This is a genomic window from Paraburkholderia sp. BR10954 (genome assembly GCF_040965775.1).
Taxonomy (GTDB): domain Bacteria; phylum Pseudomonadota; class Gammaproteobacteria; order Burkholderiales; family Burkholderiaceae; genus Paraburkholderia; species Paraburkholderia youngii.
The window spans coordinates 69,946-87,945 of the sequence record NZ_JBFRCK010000005.1; the positions used below are offsets into that span (position 1 = coordinate 69,946).

At 62.6% G+C, this 18,000-nt stretch carries 17 protein-coding genes and 1 pseudogene; all 18 read right to left on the reverse strand.

Features of this window, described 5'->3' with window-relative positions:
• Window position 1: 1 nt before the first annotated feature.
• The gene (locus AB4Y34_RS09590; RefSeq protein ID WP_368715877.1) at window positions 2-1,651 is read right to left on the reverse strand and encodes an FAD-binding protein; all 1,650 of its coding nucleotides are present in this window, start codon (window positions 1,649-1,651) and stop codon (window positions 2-4) included.
• A 15-nt stretch (window positions 1,652-1,666) separates the two neighbouring features.
• Entirely contained in the window at window positions 1,667-2,305 is a 639-nt protein-coding gene (locus tag AB4Y34_RS09595) for a 2Fe-2S iron-sulfur cluster-binding protein (RefSeq protein WP_368715878.1), read from the reverse strand.
• Window positions 2,306-2,396: 91 nt separating this feature from the next.
• A complete protein-coding gene (glnA, locus tag AB4Y34_RS09600) occupies window positions 2,397-3,902 on the reverse strand; it encodes a type I glutamate--ammonia ligase (protein WP_176107795.1) in 1,506 nt (501 codons plus the stop codon).
• 94 nt (window positions 3,903-3,996) lie between these two features.
• Window positions 3,997-4,200, reverse strand: a complete 204-nt coding sequence (locus AB4Y34_RS09605; protein WP_013091358.1) for a hypothetical protein — start codon at window positions 4,198-4,200, stop codon at window positions 3,997-3,999.
• A gap of 196 nt (window positions 4,201-4,396) precedes the next feature.
• Window positions 4,397-5,308, reverse strand: a complete 912-nt coding sequence (locus AB4Y34_RS09610; protein WP_368715879.1) for an alpha/beta fold hydrolase — start codon at window positions 5,306-5,308, stop codon at window positions 4,397-4,399.
• A gap of 24 nt (window positions 5,309-5,332) precedes the next feature.
• Window positions 5,333-5,527 (reverse strand): annotated as a pseudogene (locus AB4Y34_RS09615) (alpha/beta fold hydrolase); the annotation flags it as partial.
• A 37-nt stretch (window positions 5,528-5,564) separates the two neighbouring features.
• Complete coding sequence (locus AB4Y34_RS09620; protein WP_176381013.1) at window positions 5,565-6,731, reverse strand: radical SAM protein; 1,167 nt, start codon at window positions 6,729-6,731, stop codon at window positions 5,565-5,567.
• A 77-nt stretch (window positions 6,732-6,808) separates the two neighbouring features.
• Window positions 6,809-7,054: a hypothetical protein gene (locus AB4Y34_RS09625; protein ID WP_368715880.1), complete on the reverse strand. Its 246-nt coding sequence runs from the start codon at window positions 7,052-7,054 to the stop codon at window positions 6,809-6,811.
• 10 nt (window positions 7,055-7,064) lie between these two features.
• A complete protein-coding gene (locus tag AB4Y34_RS09630) occupies window positions 7,065-7,394 on the reverse strand; it encodes a hypothetical protein (protein WP_368715881.1) in 330 nt (109 codons plus the stop codon).
• A 187-nt stretch (window positions 7,395-7,581) separates the two neighbouring features.
• A complete protein-coding gene (locus AB4Y34_RS09635) occupies window positions 7,582-8,202 on the reverse strand; it encodes a hypothetical protein (RefSeq protein WP_368715882.1) in 621 nt (206 codons plus the stop codon).
• Between the two features lie 445 nt (window positions 8,203-8,647).
• The gene (locus AB4Y34_RS09640; protein ID WP_018433560.1) at window positions 8,648-8,812 is read right to left on the reverse strand and encodes an FmdB family zinc ribbon protein; all 165 of its coding nucleotides are present in this window, start codon (window positions 8,810-8,812) and stop codon (window positions 8,648-8,650) included.
• 118 nt (window positions 8,813-8,930) lie between these two features.
• Window positions 8,931-10,529, reverse strand: coding sequence for a methyl-accepting chemotaxis protein (locus tag AB4Y34_RS09645; protein ID WP_368715883.1), 1,599 nt, complete (start codon window positions 10,527-10,529; stop codon window positions 8,931-8,933).
• Window positions 10,530-10,670: 141 nt separating this feature from the next.
• The gene (locus AB4Y34_RS09650) at window positions 10,671-11,363 is read right to left on the reverse strand and encodes a phosphatase PAP2 family protein (RefSeq protein WP_176381018.1); all 693 of its coding nucleotides are present in this window, start codon (window positions 11,361-11,363) and stop codon (window positions 10,671-10,673) included.
• Window positions 11,364-11,493: 130 nt separating this feature from the next.
• Complete coding sequence (locus AB4Y34_RS09655) at window positions 11,494-13,206, reverse strand: SulP family inorganic anion transporter (RefSeq protein WP_368715884.1); 1,713 nt, start codon at window positions 13,204-13,206, stop codon at window positions 11,494-11,496.
• Between the two features lie 659 nt (window positions 13,207-13,865).
• Complete coding sequence (locus AB4Y34_RS09660; protein ID WP_368715885.1) at window positions 13,866-14,918, reverse strand: substrate-binding domain-containing protein; 1,053 nt, start codon at window positions 14,916-14,918, stop codon at window positions 13,866-13,868.
• 45 nt (window positions 14,919-14,963) lie between these two features.
• A complete protein-coding gene (locus AB4Y34_RS09665) occupies window positions 14,964-16,124 on the reverse strand; it encodes an ABC transporter ATP-binding protein (RefSeq protein WP_368715886.1) in 1,161 nt (386 codons plus the stop codon).
• Window positions 16,125-16,127: 3 nt separating this feature from the next.
• A complete protein-coding gene (locus AB4Y34_RS09670) occupies window positions 16,128-17,045 on the reverse strand; it encodes a carbohydrate ABC transporter permease (protein ID WP_176381022.1) in 918 nt (305 codons plus the stop codon).
• Window positions 17,042-17,998 carry a carbohydrate ABC transporter permease gene (locus tag AB4Y34_RS09675; protein ID WP_176124737.1) on the reverse strand — a complete coding sequence of 319 codons (957 nt, stop codon included), beginning with the start codon at window positions 17,996-17,998 and terminating at the stop codon, window positions 17,042-17,044. Before AB4Y34_RS09675 ends, AB4Y34_RS09670 begins: the two co-directional genes overlap by 4 nt.
• Window positions 17,999-18,000: the final 2 nt, after the last annotated feature.

Sequence of the window (18,000 nt, forward strand, 5' to 3'; positions counted from 1 at the left end):
GTCACCGGATGCCGCCGATCACGCGACTCCGCGCGCTCGCGCGCAATCCCGCATCCACTCGCAGATCGAAATGGGCATAGGCGGGAAAGAGCTGCGGCGCCTTCACGTGAAGCGGCAGTCCCGCCAGCGTGAGCTCTCTCTGCCACGCGTGCACATGACCGATTCCGGCGCGGTTCGTCATCACCCAATCCCTCGATTGCGCGGCCTTCGCGCCGGCACGGCGGCCGATGCTCAGAATGTCGAGCAGCGCGTTGCCCATCAGACGGTTGCGGCCGTGGATGCCGCCCGTCATCTCGCCGACGCAGAAAAGGCCGGGGACGTTGGTGGCGCCATTTTTGTCGATCGCGACGCCGCCGTTCTGGTAGTGGAGCGTGGGATAAACGAGGAAGGGCTCCTGCGCCGCATCGATGCCGCACTTGTCTGCAAGATGGCGAAGCGTGATGAGGCGTTTGGCCAGAATGCCCGGGTGCTCGATTTCGAGTGTCGGCGTATCGAGGAACACCCCGAGCTGGCCATCGCGCTCGATCCCGCGGCCTAATGCGCACTCACGCAGGATCGCCGACGCGACCACGTCGCGCGGCTTGAGTTCGTCGACGAAACGTTCGCCTGCGCCGTTCAGAAGTCTCGCTCCCGCGGAGCGCGCCGCCTCGGAAATCAGGCCGCCCGCCAGATGGTGCGGGTAGGCGATGCCGGTCGGATGGTACTGGAACGAGTCGAGCTCGCGCAGGCGCGCGCCGATCCGATAGGCGAGCACGAGGCCGTCGGCGGTGGCGCCGTAGTGGTTCGAGGTCGGAAACGAATTCAGGTGCAGTCGCCCCGCGCCGCCGGTGGCGAGGATCACCGCGCGCGCACGCACCAGCACGAAGCTACGCCATTCCAGGTTGTAGATCACCGCGCCGGCGCAGCCGCCGTGCTCGTCGGACAGCAGCTCTACCAGCGGACAGCGGTTCCACAACTCGATGCCCGGGTCGAGGTCCACCGCCTCGCGCAGCACGCGCATCATTTCGAGGCCCGTATAGTCCCGATACGACAGAATGCGCGCCGCCGACGCGCCCCCGGGTTTCTTGCGCAGCAGATTGCCGCCGATCGGCTGGTCCTCTTCCAGATCGAACATCATGCCGAGCTGGATCAGCCAGCGAATCACGTCGGGGCCGTCCATCACCATCTGGGCCACGAGTTCGGGCTCGCCGCAGAAGTGTCCAGCGCGAAGCGTGTCCTCGAAGTGCAGTTGGGGACTGTCGTCCTCGCCGATGGCCGCCTGGATTCCGCCTTCGGCCATCACGGTGTTGCTGTCGCCAAGACGCAGCTTGGTGGCGAGGATCACGCGCGCGCCCTGCTTCGCCGCAGTGAGCGCCGCGGCGCAGCCGCCACCACCGCCGCCGATTACCAGCACGTCGGTCGTCATCAGCTGCGCGCCGGCGATATCGACATCGTCGATCAGCGCGTTGGCCTGCAGATGCCGCGCGAGATCGGGCTGACACGGCTCGCCGCGATTGACCCCGACACTCAGCGCGACCCGCGCATGCGGCCCATGATCGGGGTGATAAGCCTTCAGCAGTTCATCGACCGGAACGTCGTCGCCGCGGAGCGTGGCCGCCATCCCGGGGCGGTAGCGCTGCCGCGCGGTTTCGTAGGGGATGCCGGCGGACATGACGATTCGCCCCGCTCAGCGCGGCGGTTGAGCGCCAGGCGCATCGAAGTCGATCTTCATCTCGCCGCTCTCGATCTGCTGCAGCCGTCGCATCAGATTGGCCGGACGCAGGGAAAGCGACGCGATCATCCGGCGCACGAACACACCCAGATGGTTGGGCCGGATATGCTCGGGGCATGCGAGCGTGCACAGGTTGCACATCACGCATTCGTCGAACACCTGGCTCGATGCGGGCAGATTGCCCTCGACCGCCAGGTTCACGCCGCGCTGCACGTCCAGCCCCTTCGGACAGGCGCGATCGCAGCCGCTGCAATGACGGCAATGCGCCGCTTCGGGGAAGATCTCGGCGATCTTGCCGAGCGCCTGCCAGCTGTCGCTGATCTCTTCCATTCGATACAGGTGACGTTCCGACTCGGTGAAGTAATCGAGGAAGGCGACCTGCATACCCTCTTCGACGAGGGTCTCGCAGGCGAGCGCGGTTTTGACTTCCTGCTCGCCGCTACGCCGCACCATCACACGGCACGAGCCGCACACGCCCTGGGACATGCAGCCGACACCCTCGACGAGAGTCTGCCCCGCATGCCCCATGGCCTGCAGAATCGAGCAATTGTCCGGCGCCTGAATCTCGCGCCCTTCGATACTCACGCGAACCATGGCCTCGTACTCTCCTTGCATGCCGCGAGTACTCCGCGGTATTTCTGCTGATTTGCGCGCCGATCCTGCTTTGAGGTTTGAGGCCTGTCTTCTAGATATCGAAGTACAGATAAAACTCCCACGGATGTGGGCGCAATTTGATCGTGTCGATCTCGCGGCTGCGCTTGTAGTCGATCCATGTCTGAATCACGTCGTCGGTAAAGACATCGCCTTTGCGCAGGAACGTGTTGTCGGTTTCGAGCGCCGCCAGCGCCGCTTCGAGGGAACCCGGCACCTGCCGTATGTTGCGCGCTTCTTCGGGCGGCAGATCATAGATGTTGCGATCGAGCGGCTCGCCAGGATCGGTCTTGTTTTCGATGCCGTCGAGGCCGGCCATCAGCATCGCCGCGAAAGCCAGGTACGCATTGGCCGACGGGTCCGGACAGCGGAACTCGACGCGCCGCGCGTTCGGCGAATCCGAATACATCGGAATGCGCGCCGCGGCCGAGCGGTTACGCTGCGACATCGCCAGATTGACGGGCGCCTCGTATCCCGGCACGAGGCGCTTGTACGAATTGGTCGTCGGCGCGCAAAAGGCCATCAGCGCGGGCGCGTGCTGGAGCAATCCGCCGATGTACCAGCGGCACATGTCGGAAGTCAGCGCCCAGCCGCCCGCGTCGTAGAAGAGGTTCTGCTCGTCTTTCCACAGGCTCTGGTGACAATGCATGCCGCTCGCGTTGTCGGCGAACAGCGGCTTCGGCATGAAGGTTGCAACCTTGCCGTGCCGACGCGCGACGTTCTTGCAGATGTACTTGTAGATCATCACGTTGTCGGCCATGCGGGTCAGCGTTGCAAAGCGCATGTCGATCTCGTTCTGTCCGGCGGTCGCGACTTCATGGTGATGCACCTCGATCTGCACGCCGGCCTGCTGCAGCGTCAGCGCGATTTCCGAGCGGATCTCCTGCAGCGTGTCATGAGGAGGCACCGGGAAATACCCCTCCTTATAGTGCTGCTTGTAGCCGAGGTTGCCGCCGCCGTAGGCGCCCTCGTCGCGGCCGGTGGTCCAGTCGCCCTCGGCCGACTCGACGTAGTAATAGCCGCAGTGCTGATCCTGGCCGAAGCGGATCGAGTCGAAGATGAAGAATTCGAGCTCCGGCCCGAAATAACACGTCGTCGCGATGCCCGTCTGGCGCAGATAGTTCTCGGCCTTTTTCGCCACGTAGCGCGGATCGCGCGAATACGGTAGTCGCAGCACTGGATCGACTACGTCGCAAATGATCGATAGCGTCGGCGTGCCGCAAGCCGGGTCCACGAAGGCCGTTGCCGGGTCGGGCCGCAGCAGCATGTCCGATTCGTGGATCTCCTGAAAGCCGCGGATCGATGAACCGTCGAAACCGATGCCGGCGCTGAACAGGTCGTCGTGAACTTCGGGGAGCGTGATCGAGAAATGCTGCCAGAGGCCGGGCAGATCGGTGAATTTCAGATCGACGATCTGAATATCGCGCTTTTGCAGCAGGTCGATCACATCGCTTGCGTTCTGCGGTCGCGTGACGCGATAGCTGCCCGCTTCGACGGACGCCGCAAACGGCGATCCGGTGCTTCCTTGGGTACTGGCCATGAGCTTTGCCCTCTTGCGCCCCCGTTACCGCCGGTTTACTTATAGACCAACGTTAGTACTTCCGTGGCCGAAAACAAGGCGGCGGTGAGTGGGCCTAGCGGTCTTGCTCCAAGCCCTTCAAATGGGCCTGCCCCGCATCTCTGGCAGCGGCGGCGGTCGCATATGTCTCGTCCGAAACGAGCGAGCGTCTGACCTCACGGGCCGCGAAGTCGACCAGCGTGATTACCCAGACATGCTCGCCACCCTGCTCCGCCGTTTGCACGAAAGCGCGCACGTCGCCCTTGTCGTCTGATTTCATCGTGACCTCCTTGTGGAAAAGTCGCGCGCGGGAAACGGCTACGCGACGATTAAGACGCTCGCGAGCCGCGGTGCATTCCTCGCGGAGCGCGTAACTTGATCTTAGGCAATCGAATCGGTCCTTTGACGGTTTTCTCGCTTCCGATGACGGGCACAGCCGCTGGGTCCGGCCGCAAAAGCGCGGTGCCAGCAGCCAGTTAAAGCCGATCGATCAGGAAATCTTGCAGGGAGTTCAACACCTCGTTCGGCGCGTCCTCGGGCAGCAGATGGCCACCGGGCAGACCCCTGCCGGTCACGTTTTCTGCCCACCTGAACCAGGTGTCTGTGGGTGAAGCCTTCCTCGCCCTCTGCTCTTTCTCGCTCCACAGCACCAGCACCGGACAGGCAAGCTTTCGGCCCGCCGCTGCGTCGCTCGCGTCGTGTTCCAGATCCTCTGAAGCAGCGGCACGATAGTCTTCGCAAATCGCGTGCCGCACGCCGGGATTCCGGAATGCGGCTCGATAGGCATCGAGCGCCCGAGGATCGATTCGCTCGAGTCCTCCGGCCATCTTCGCAAGCGCGGCGTCGATGAAAGCATCAGGATCGGCCGCCAGCATTCGCTCTGGAAGGTCCGCGGGCTGCGCCAGAAAAAACCAGTGCCAGGCGTCGAGCGCAAAGGTCTTATCAACAGTCGCGAAAGCATCGAGCGTGGGCACGACGCACAGCGATGCATAAGCAGTGACGCGCCGAGGGTGGTCGAGCGCAAGCCGGTATCCGGCGCGAGCGCCTCGATCGTGCCCGACTACGGCGAATCGTTCGTGCCCGAGCCGCGCCATCAACGCGACGAGCGCACTGGCCATACGGCGTTTGGTCCAGCGCCGCTGATCGTTGCGGCTCCGGCTGGCACCGTATCCCGGCAGGTCGGGCACGACGAGGGTGTGAGATTTCGCGAGCGTCGGAGCAATCAATCGCCATGCAACGTGGGTCTGCGGATAGCCGTGCAGCAGCAGCACCGGCGATCCGGTTCCGCCGATGACGCCTCGAAACGCGACGTCGTCAGTTTCGATGTCGAGCCTCGCAAAGCCAGCAAAGAAGTCCTCCACAGCAACTCTTTCGATTTCGGGTGCCATGACTCGTCCTCATGAAAGCGCGCGTCATTTCCCGGACACGGAACTGACGAACTCGGCCAGATAGCGATTGAAACGATCGGGCTCCTCGATGAACGACGCGTGACCCGCGTCGGCGTACACGTTGCTCTGGATGCGTGGATTCAGCGCGCTCGCGCGCGTCAGCGTCGCGGGCGTGTCGACGAGAGCGTCGCGGCCGCCATAGATAAACAGCAGCGGCCGCTCGAGTAACGCGGACCAGCGTTCGAATGGGCGAGCCCTATCCACTTTGCGGCGTGAAACGGCGTCCGCCAGTCCGTCTTGCGAACGACATAAGCGACGCTCGAGGTAATTCCTCGACCGAAAGCGCCCACAGCGAATACGCGACACTGCGCCGGAACAACAAGCTGACAGCAGCGCGAAGCTGACCCCGGCCCAGCGCGTACACCGAATCGGTCACGGCGATCGCGCCGTGCATCAGAATGCTGGCATGCCGGTAGCATCCCATCATGCAGGCATTGCAGGGCTCCCGTTGATCGGGCAGACGGTCGAGGTCGAACACGGAGCCCATCGGCTCAGGCCACGCCTCGCAACGCCAGACATCGAGGTTCCAGTCGATATAAAAGTACTTGCTGCCACCAATACATGGAACCAGTTGCGGTTCACCGCGCACGAAGCGCGCGACCTCGTCCAGCGCGGCGCTCGGGTCCATCACACGGAAGTGCTTCTTCAGGCGCGCGATCGCGCTCAACGCTTCGAGTAGTTCGTCGGTATTCAGGTCGACGAGTTTCGAGTCTTCGTCGTACACGAGCGATGTCGATCCGAACGCCTCGCGCCGCGGATAGGAAAAAACGGCCGCATCGAAGCCAAGCCGCTCGAGCGTCTCGGGAAGCAATTCGTAATTGACCAGACGGCTCACCGTAATCGATGCGCACACCTCGATGCCGAAGCGATGGGCCTGAGTGATGCCCTCGCGGATGCGGGCCTCGAGACCGCGCAGGCCGCGATTGCGCTCATGCTCGCGCATGTCTGCGCTATCGATGGAAATCAGCAGACGCTTGAGGCCGGCCTCCGCTAGTTGCTTGATGTGGCGCGGCAGAAACCAGCCGTTGGTGATCACACCGCACTGAATGCCGGCCCTGGTGGCCGAAGCCACCAGCGATGCGATCTGGGGATGAACCAGCGGTTCGCCGCCTTGCAGCGTCATGTAACGAATCCGGCGTCTGCGCATGATCGGCAGTGCGCGCTCGAATTCCTCAGGATCGAGATAGCGACGTGGCCCCGCCAGATTCTTCTCGCGAGAGAACCCGCAGAAGTCGCATGCGGCGTTGCAAACGTTCGTCACCGATACGTCGCACACCGCGGGCAGCGGGTTGCGCGGTTCGCTGACGGCGCCGTCTACATGCCGCAGATCGCGCCACTTGATGATTCGCTCTGTCGTATCCATGAGACCCTCACGACCTGCCGACGAATTCGTCACAAGGCTTCATAGAATACGCTCAACCTGCTGAGCGTGATGCATTGTTACGCCTGCCGTCGGGTTTCGGTGCGTGCCGTCAATGCGAGTCCGATCACGGCAATACCAGCGAACCGCGCTGGCAGCAGGAACACATTCGGCAGGCCCAGCATTTTTACCCCGAGACCGCCGGCGACCCCGCCTAGCGCCGACGCGAGAGCCGTCGAGCTCATGAAAATCGCCGATGCGGTCGCCACCGCGCTGGGAAGCAGGCGTTGAGCAACGAGGATGCCCAGCACCATAAAGATCCCCATACACCCCCCATCAGAACCTGTCCGGCGAACATGCCCGTTGCGGACGGCCACAGCGCAAAGCAAAGGTTGGCAAACACACTCCCAAGGCGGCCGCGATGCACATCAACCACACGTTGCCGAGTCGGCGGCCCAGTCCGATGCTGAAGGGCATGATGAGTAGCTCGATGAAGGGCTGCACACCGATGACCGCTCCCCGTACGGCCGGACTCAGCTTCAGGTGCTCTTCCATATAGATCAGCAGGAATCCGTACTTCACCGGCTCCCCAGCGTAGACCAGCACAAAGAGTCCAGTGAACGCAAGCAGAGGAAGCATGGCTCGCAGGCTGGCATGGTGATGCACGGGCTCGCTCGCCGACTCAGTCTTCAGCTTTGCGACGGCGAGCGCTTCTCGATTGCCATGGTCAAGTCGAAGTGGTCACTTCGTCGCTGCCGAAATCGCGAAGCCGATGCCTAAAACTGGACCCGCCGATCGCAGCGGACCGCACGAAACGCCTGACTGAATCCGTGCTTGCCAAGCGCGCTATGAATCATGCCGACCATAGGCCAATATCGGGGGGGGGGGGCGCAAGAACAGCGCTGTCGTCGAGCCGGGAGGAATCAATCAGTTGGCAGAAACACTCGAGCATCTGCATTGGCGATGCGCCACGGTCGATGACCGCATCGACACCCGGCCACTCTGCGAAAGGAGACAGCGTACTGGACAGAACCGCGACGCGGCATTGCGGGCAGTGCCTGTTGATCAACTCGATCGCTTTTAACTTCGATGCAAGATGGCAGTCGCCGTCAAGCACCGTCAGTTGCGCGTCGCTCACGATTTGCCCCCGTACCGCATCAGCGCACGTCTCAAGCGTGGAAACGAAGCCTCGCACCCGGGCGATCACGAAGATGGATTCGGCAATCGGCTCATGTCCTCTGCGGAGGACGAGCAGGCGCCGTCCCTTACCAACGTTTGGCATCATGGTTCGCGCTCCATTGGCAGCCAGCAACGCGTAAATTGACTTCCACCTGAGAATCGTAATGCGATACCGCTCGCACGCCTCGGTGTAAGCGAGTGAATCCTCCCCCGAGGTGGCACGGGCTAGTTCCAAGGCCTCGAACGCCGAATCGACTTCGCTGAGCGATATATCGAACGCATCTCGCGTATCCATGGCGAGTATTAGAGTCGAGTCATCTGGATTTCCAGCATACGTCGGCCCAGCCCCCTGCAGAAGGTCGGGAGTGGGAAAGTGATTTCTTTTCGTCCGTTGGGCTTTCGTGCAGGACTATTTTCTGCCCTCGGCGATTCGAGGGTTATTTCAACGGTTCGTCGGATTTGAAGCATTGCTCCCGTTTTGCGGCTCTGGGGCAGCCATCACGGTCGTGCGGCTTGAGCGGTAAGCAGATACTGGTGGCTGCACAGTCTGGGATCAATTCATAGCAAGTTCTGCCGGGCGGCCGCTACGGGCTTCCATGCGATCGGCGGCACGATACTTGCGCACGCTTACATCGCAGCCTGTTGCCAGATTTGCACGCTCCCAGCCAGGTCCCCCAATCTCCACGAGGCGACGGCGAGAACCGACGTTCGAACGTCCCTGAGAACCGCGAAGACAGATTTCAGCTTTTTCGGGACGTTTTCGGCACAAATGGCGTGGGTATGTGCTGGACCTTCTCGCTTCCGCACTTCGGGCAAGCGGGATGAGCGTTTTCATGTTCAGCAAGATGCTCGGCATGTTCGAACATCTCACCGCACTTCTCGCACCTGTACCGGTAAGTCGGCATGGCATTCCTCCAACGAGAATCCTGCACGTCGTGCCGACCAGATGCGTTTACGACGTCGGCAATAACCCATTCTAGTGCAGGAAAGTGCGGGCGCTGATTGCGGCACTGACCGTGATGATCAGTTTGGCCCGTCACCTACCAGCCGAAAAACCTGCACGGCATCCTCCAACGTGGACGCCTGTTCCTGCATGCTGGCCGCCGCGGCTGCCACCTGCTCCACCAGAGCAACGTTTTGCTGGGTCATCTCGTCCATGTGTCCGATCGCGCGATTGATTTCGCCGATGCCGGTACTTTGCTCGTTGCTCGCGTGGGTGATCTCACCCATCAAGGTGACCACACTATCGACCGCCGTAACGATTTCGGTCATGTCCCGGCCAGCCTGGTCGACCAGTTCTCCGCCTGCGTTGACGTTGCCGACCGAGTCGGTGATCAGCGCCTTGATTTCCTTGGCGGCCGTCGCGCTGCGTTGGGCCAGGCTGCGCACTTCGGCGGCGACGACCGCAAAGCCGCGCCCCTGGTCGCCGGCGCGCGCCGCCTCGACGGCCGCGTTCAAAGCCAGGATATTGGTTTGAAAGGCGATCGAATCGATCATGCTGATGATGTCGACGATCTTGTGTGAACTGCCGCGGATCAGCGACATGGTGGTAACCACATGGCCCACCACGGTGCCGCCTTTGACCGCGAGATCGGAGGCCGCCGCGATGTGCTGGTTGGCGTGCGAAGCGCGTTCGGCATTGGCGCGGACCATCGCAGTCAATTGCTCCATCGTCGAAGCGGTTTGCTCGAGCGAGCCGGCCTGCGCTTCGGTGCGGGACGACAGCTCCGCGTTGCCGGCGGCAATCACGCGCGCGCCCAGCGCGATCATATCGGACGCGCGTCGCACGTTGCCGACTACCGAGGCGAGGCCAACACTGATGCCGTTCATCGCCTGCATCAACTGGCCCAGTTCGTCGCGCCGGCTGACATGCACTTGCGCGGTCAGGTCGCCGGCCGCCAATTTTTCCGCGGCGGCCTTCGCTTCGAGCAGTTGCATGCCGAGACCGCGCCGGGTCGTCACGAAGACCAGCGCGCTGACCAGCAGCGCGCCGAGCAGCCCAAAGCCGATCACCGCGGTTGGCAGGAAAGGCGGCGACGCCCCGACGGGGCTCGCCTGGTCCGGGAGGATCACTGCCTGCAGCAGCCGACCATAGCCCAGCAGGAGTACGGTATTCGCGGCGAGGGTCAGCAGCGCGAGCCTGGCTCCGATCGACAGGTTCCACACCTCGCTGACATCGAGGCCGACGTATAGCGCGCCGATTACGTCGCCGGAACTGTCCCGGATCGGCTCGTACCGTGTCATGTATTGCTTGCCGAATAGCGTCGCGTAACCGGTGTAGGGCTGCCCGCTGCGCAGCATCCGATAGCCGGGGTGCGAGCGGTCGAGTACCGTGCCCACGGCCCGCTCGCCGGTTTGCCTTTTGACCGAAGTGGCGACGCGCACGAAGTCGTCGCCTATCGCGACGAACAAGGTGCCCGTCGCGCGGGTTTTGTCGGTGAAGCGGTCAACTTCGCCATAGTTGAGGTTCAGCAGCGTGGTCCCGTTCAGCAGCCTCGGCGTCATCACACCGAGGATCTCGACACCGCTTGATTCGTCGCGTGTAAATGGAGCTGGGAAATACCCGGCGAGCGTTCGCGCGTGACGACACACCTGGGCCTTGAGCGGCAGCAGAGAGTACATGAAGTGAACCCCCGTCGACTGTGTCAGCGATTCGAATGAATCGGACGTTTTATTCTGATTTCATTAGACAGAATATTGCATGAGATGGCAATAGAGGGTGCTCGCTAATCTCAGCTCACTGAAAGTGAGGCGCCGGGCGGGTCATAGATGCCTGAACACGCCGCTCGCCAGAGCACGCAACTCTTCGAACTGCGTGACGAGTTGAAGGCACAGAAGGAAGGCGAGTATTGCCGAAGGTCCCCGATAGCGTTCGATCCATCGCAGCACCGGGGTCGCGTAGCGCTTGCGAATCGCATCGCGCGTCAGGATCAACGTGATCCCGATCCCCAGCGCGGCGCCCACCAGCAAATCGGTCGGATAGTGAAAGCCGAGATAGGCGCGCGGAAGGCAAATGAACAGCGCGGTATAGAGAAGCGCCAGCACGCCGATGCCCCGCCACACGAGGAAGATGCCGGTGGCGATAGCCATCCATAGCATCGCGTGATCGCTCGGGAACGAACTCCAATCCGACAACTGCGCAGCCTTGGTCGAGCCGCTTGCGAACTGCAGATGAAGTTCGGGGTTATAGATGGGACGCACTCTAAATGGCAACCAGTGCGCCAGCAGCCTTCCAACGAAGAGCGCCACGACACCGCTGAGAAGCGTCGCGAGCACGATTTCGCGCCGCCATTCGGCGCGTTCGTCTCGTTGAAACCAGATCCACCAAAGCACGGGAATCAATACCAAGCCTTTAAAGGAGTACAGGTCGGCGATGGCTTGTATCGATTGGGTCGTGAAATGACCGAAGCGTATGCTGGACAGATATGTTTCGATGGTCGAGTCGAAGCTGTTCATGTTTTTGTAATTAATATCTGCTAATCGCAGCGAAAGATCAGCCTAATCCAGCCAGGCGACAAGAAATGAGGCGCAGACAACGTTTGCCACCAACTTTTTGCTCGTTCCGATACCGCACGCGCCCTCCCCGTTATGGCGCCCCCTTCACCTGCTCATGCGGCTTCTCCACCCCCGCCATGCTCAGCGCCTCATGCAGCGTGCCGAAAATGCAGCGCTCCTCGACGATCGGCGTGATGCCATGCCGATCCATATCCGAGCGCAAATAACGATTCACGCGCGCAAAGATCACTTCGATCCGATCGCGCTTGAGCGCAGAGCACAACTCGCCCACCGAGCGCGCCGCCGAATAATCGACATCCGTAATCGCGCTCGCATCGACGACGAACCAGCGCACGGCGTTCGGTGCGTGCTCGATCAGGCGGCGCGCATCGTCGACGAAAAAATGATCGTTCGCGTAGAACAGGTCGGCGCCGAAGCGATAGACGATCAGCCCCGGCGCGGTCTCGATGCCGGGCACCGCCGGCACCGGCACCCACAAGCCGTCGCCGTTGGGCGCGAGCATCATCGTGTGCGGGCGGTAGCTGTGTCGCACGTGACGCAGCAACGACAACGCGACCGCGACCAGAATGCCGTGCTCGACGCCGATCAGCACGACCGCAGCCGCCGTGAACAACGCTAGCGCGAATTCGCCGGGACTTTCGCGGCGAATCGAATAGAGCGACTGCACGTTGATCAGGCCGACCGCGATCGTAAACACGATGCTCGCGAGAATGCAGTGGGGCAAATACTGCAGATAGCGGCTGAAAAACAGCAGCACGATCACCACGACCGCAGCGAACACGAGCTGCGCGAACTGGCTGCGTGTGCCGGCTCGATCGGCCATCGCCGTCTGCGTCGGGCTGCCGTTGACGACGAACGCGCCGGAAAACGCCGCCGCCGCGTTGGCGGCCGCGATGCCGAGCAGGTCCGCGTTGGTATCGACCACCTCGTGATACCGCTCGGCGAACACCCGGCTCGCGGCGGCGCTTTGCGCGACGATCATCACGAAGCACGACGCCGCGACCGGCACGAGATCGAGCGTCTGCTGCCACGTCACCGACGGAACCCGCAGCGGCGGCAAGCCGCCCTCCACCGGACCGAGAATCGAAATGCCGTGCGCGGCGAATCCGAACAGGTCGCTCGCGGCAATGCCTCCGACGACCGCGATCAACGGCACCGGCAGGCGCGGCCAGAAACGCTTGCAGACGAGAATCGCAGCCACCACGAAGAGCGAGATCGCCAGCGTCGGCCGATTGATCTGCGTGGCCTTGCTCACGACGAGCAGCAGTTGGTCCACACTGCGCGTCGCATGTCCAGGCACGCCGAGCATGTCTCCGAGCATCGCGATGCCGACCTGCACGCCGACGCCGGCGAGAAAGCCGACCAGCACGGTGCGCGACAGGAAGTCGGCGAGAAAACCGAGCTTGAAGATGCGCGCGACGAGCAGCAACCCGGCCGTCAGCAGCGCGACCATCGCCGCGAGCGCCGCGTATTCGGCGCTCGACGCGGCTGCCATCGTCTCCAGACGGCTCGCGAAGATCGTCGCCGTGGCCGAATCGGCAGCGACGACCAGATGCCGCGACGCGCCGAAAAACGCGAACGCGACCAGCGGCAGGAATACCGTATAAAGCCCGGTGACGGCTGGCATGCCGGCAATGCGCGCATAGCCGAGCACCTGCGGTATATCCATCGACGCAAGCTGCACACCGGCCAGCGCATCACGCGCCGCCGCGATCCGGCTCAAAGGAAGAACGCCCTTCAGCACGCTCGCACGTGCCGCCATTTTCTGCAGAGAATCTCGCATATGCGATGCCGACCCAAAACGAAGGTAATCGCGCATCGTGCCGCGAACCCGCACGCCAAGGCAAGACTTGCTGAAAGGTAAAACGGGCTATTGACGAAAACGAAAACGAGAAAGCAAATCGAAAGGATGCAAACGGTTGCCCCTTTCAAATTGACGACGCACCAACGAATGCTAATCGCAATGCGAAAATTTCCACCGCACGGCCGCGGAAAAAACGCGCGAAAAAAATCTACCGTTTGAAACGTCCGATCTGCGGATCCACATGGCGCGCAAAGCTAAACAGCGCAGCGATGCCGATCGGACAGGCGATCAGAAAGATAGCCAGCATCACACTCACCCCGTAACAACTTGTTACAGCCGAGTTTAAAGAAATTTGACGCAAGTTTAATGAGGGAAAACCGCAAAGCAGTCTTGCGAAGAATTACGACGACCTTTAAAAAACCGTCACATCCGTAAGTGAAAACGCGAATAAGCGCGCGACGGCTCGCGTTAAAAAACTCGAAGAAAAATCCGTTGGACTATGAGAAAAGCCGCGCTGCGTATAGCTGGTAGCCGCGTACCCGTTTAGTTCGCAAGTTTGAACGGCGCCGGCATAAGACAGCCGGGGCGGCGCGCGTCCGCGCGCCACACATCACACCGCCACGATTAGGCAAATCCTTCTACCGGGTTGCGCCACGCGTGTGTTTCTTCTGTATCGGCGCTGGCCCGACCGATTCGCGCATCGTCACGCTGACCGGAAACTCGCGGAAGATCTCCCACGTGGTGCCGTAACACTGGTTGATCAGCCAGCGCACCGCATTTTGCGTCAGTTCTCCGGTCGGAATATGCACCGACGTGAGCCCGGGCGCCGCGTACGCGGCCGAGTAGTCGTCGTCGTAGCTGATCACGGAAATGTCGTTCGGCACCGAAATGCCCGCCTGGTGAAAACGCGCGAGCACGGCGACAGCCATCGTGTCGTTCGCGCAGAACAGGCCGGTCACGCTCCGCTGCGTCTCGAGCAGCTTCTGCGCGGCCGCGTAGCCGCCTTCGGGCGAGAAGTCGGATTCGATCAGCAGGACGTCGTCGCGCGCAATGCCTGCTCGCGCGAGTTCGGCGAAAAAGCCGTCGACCCGCATCACGTTGTCCGACGCGGTAGCGGGCCCAGAAATCACCGCGATGTCGCGATGCCCGTGATCGAGCAGCGTGCGCGCCGCGAGTTCGCCGCCGCGCCGATGATCCGCGCTGAACGACGCTTCCGGCAACTGCTCGAACGCGCGATTCAGGAACACCATCTTCGGATGCATGCCATGCAGCATGATCAGGTCTTCGTCGTGCAGATCGTGGCTGATCACGACCACGCCATCGCAATCGCGGCCGATTAGAAAGCGCACTGCCTCGATTGCCTGCTCGCGCGGCGACACCTCGCCGCAACCGGTCGCGACCACGACATGCCGGCCGACCGCGCGCAACTCGGTGTCGGTCTGCTTCAGGATCGTGCCGTAGTACGGACCAAAGAAGGTCGGCACGAAGATGCCGATGATGCCTAGCTGCTGCGTCGCCATTGCCCGGCCGATCGACGACGGGCGGAAGTTCAGCGCCTCGATCGCCGCCTTCACGCGCGCCGCGGCATCGGCGGAAATCGGTCCCTTGCCGGAAATCGCTCGTGAAGCGGTCGACATGCCCACGCCGGCCAGTTGCGCGACGTCCTTGAGTGTTGCCACGCGGTTCTCCATCAAACCTGTCTCGACGAGCCGCTTCGCGCGTGACGCGGCGCGGCGTTATAAGCGCGCGCCGCTCGCTTCGTCGAATAGCGAGACATGCGCGGCGTCGAACGAGAACGCCACGGTGTCATCCTCCGCAATCGGCGCTTTTGTCTGATCGATCGACGCGATCTGTTCGCCATGATAGTCGAGCCAGATCACGCGGTGGTTGCCCATCGGCTCCATCAGCGAAACTTTTCCGCGCTCGCTTCCGCCTGCCGTGATATGCACGTCTTCGGCGCGCACACCGAGTACGCACGGCAGACCGTGCGCGGGTGCCTGCGTGAATTCGTATGTCGACACGTCGATCTGCGCATTCGCGGAGCAGAAGTGGAGCACGCCGTCGCGCGTTTCGAGCATGCCCTTCAGCAGATTCATCGCCGGCGAGCCGAGGAAGGTCGCGACGAACAGGTTGTTCGGCCGCGCATAGACCTCGGCCGGCGTGCCGAACTGCTGGATCACGCCGCCGCGCATCACGGCCATCCGTGTCGCGAGCGTCATCGCCTCGACCTGGTCGTGCGTCACGTAGATCATCGTCGCGCCGAGGCTGTGGTGCAGTTGCTTCAGCTCACGGCGCAGCTCGGTGCGCAGCTTCGCGTCGAGGTTCGACAGCGGTTCGTCGAACAGGAACACATCGGCTTCGCGCACGATCGCGCGGCCGATCGCGACGCGCTGCCGCTGTCCGCCCGACAGCTGCGACGGCTTGCGCTTGAGCAGCGGCCCCAGTTGCAGCATCTCCGACGCGCGTGCGACACGCCTTGCGATTTCCGCCTTCGGCGTGCCGTTGATGCGCAGCGCGAACGACAGGTTGCGCTCGACGCTCATGGTCGGATAGAGCGCGTACGACTGGAACACCAGCGCGATGCGGCGATCTTTCGGATCGGCCCACGTCATGTCCTCGCCGGCGATCTCGATGCTGCCGTCGCTGACGTCGATCAATCCGGCGATGCTGTGCAGCAGCGTGGACTTGCCGCAGCCCGACGGCCCCAGCAGCACGACGAACTCGCCGGCGAGCACGTCGAGATCGAGGTTCTCGATCACCGTGTTCGCGCCGAGCCGAATCGTCAGATTGCGGACCGCCACATTGGCGGGGTGCGTGAGCGCCGCGGCGTCGGCGGCAGCGCCCGCGCTTGCACCCGGCACGGCGGCCGCATCGATCGTATTAGCCATGTCTGTCATGCCTTACCCCTTGACGGCGCCCGACGCAATGCCGCGCACGAACCAACGGCCCGAGATGAAATAAACCGCGAGCGGCACCATCGACGTCAGAATGGTCGCCGCCATATTGACGTTGTAGAGCCGCTCGCCGGTCGTCGTGTTGATGATGTTGTTCAGCTGCACCGTCATCGGCAGGTTCTTCGTGCCGGCGAACACGAGACCCAGAATGTAGTCGTTCCAGATGTTCGTGACCTGCATGATCAGCGCGACGACGATGATCGGCGTCGACATCGGCAGCATCAGCTGAAAGAAGATGCGCCAGAAACTGCCGCCGTCGATGCGCGCGGCCTTGAACAGCTCCAGCGGAATCGACGCGTAGTAGTTGCGGAACAGCAGCGTCATCACCGGCATGCCGAACATCGTGTGAATCAGCACGATGCCGGGCAGCGAGCTGAACAGATGCACGCTCGCGAGCACCCGCACGAGCGGATAGATCATCACCTGCACCGGAATGAACGCGCCGACCAGCAGCACGCCGAACAGCAGGCCCGCGCCGCGCGGCCGCCAGAACGACAGCGCGTAGCCGTTCACCGCGCCGACCATGATCGACAGCACTGTGCTCGGCGCGACGATGCGCACCGAGTTCCAGAAGCCGACGCGAATGCCGTTGCAATCGAGCCCGGTACAGGCCGACTGCCATGCGGCAACCCACGCGTCGAGCGTGAAATGCATCGGAAACCCAAGCAGATTGCCGAGGCGGATCTCGCTCATCGGTTTGACCGACGTGACCAGCATCACGTAGAGCGGCAACAGAAAGAACACCGCCGCGGTGAGCAGGAACGCGTAGATGCCTAGGCGCGCCGGCGAGAACACCGAACGGCGAGGCCGCGTGCGCGCGCGCTGCGGCAGGCCGCCTTTGAGCGTGGAATCGAGCGTGTTCATCCTCTCTCCCCGCGCAGCGCCGCACGGCTGCGTGCATAGAAGAATGGCGCGAGAACCGCGAGCACCGTCGCGAGCAGCACGATCGATGCTGCCGACGCAAGACCGATATTCGCGCGTCCGAACAGATAGTCCATGATGAATTTGGCCGGCACTTCGCTCGCGGTGCCGGGGCCGCCCTGGGTCATCGCGACGACAGCGTCGTACAGCTTCACGACCATCACGAACAGCAGAACGAACGCGGTCGAGATCGACGGTCCGAGCATCGGCACCACGATGCTCGCATACACGCGCCAGCGTGGAATGCCGTCGATGCGCGCGGCTTTCCACAACTCTTCGTCGATGCCGCGCAGGCCCGCGAGCAGCAGCGCCATCACGAGGCCCGAAGCCTGCCAGACGGTCGCGATCACGATCGTGTAGATGACCCAGTCCTGATCGACGATCCAGTCGAAGCGCGCATGCGGGAAGCCGAGGTTGCGCAGCACCTGCTGCGCACCGAGCGAGGGATTCAGAATCCACTGCCACACGAGCCCGGTCGCGACGAACGACATCGCGTACGGATACAGAAACACCGTGCGCAACGCGCCTTCCGCGACCACCCGTTGATCGATGAAGATCGCCAGCAGCAAACCGATCACCATGCACGCGACGATGAAGCACGCGCCATAGATCACGATGTTCTGCAGCGACATCAGCCAGCGGTCGTTGTGGAACAGCCGTACGTACTGCGTGAGACCCGCGAAGTCGTTCGACGGAAACGTGTGCGAATTGCTGAGCGACACGCGCGCGGTCCAGACCATCGTGCCCAGATACGTGAACACGACGGTCAGGAGCATCGGCAGCAAGGCCAGCCAGACCGCGATCGAAAACCGCCGGTTCAGCGGCTTGTTTCGCGGCCTGGGTTGCGACTTGCCCGGTGGGTTCGAACCCTCGGCTGGCAGCTTGAGCGCGTGCATGG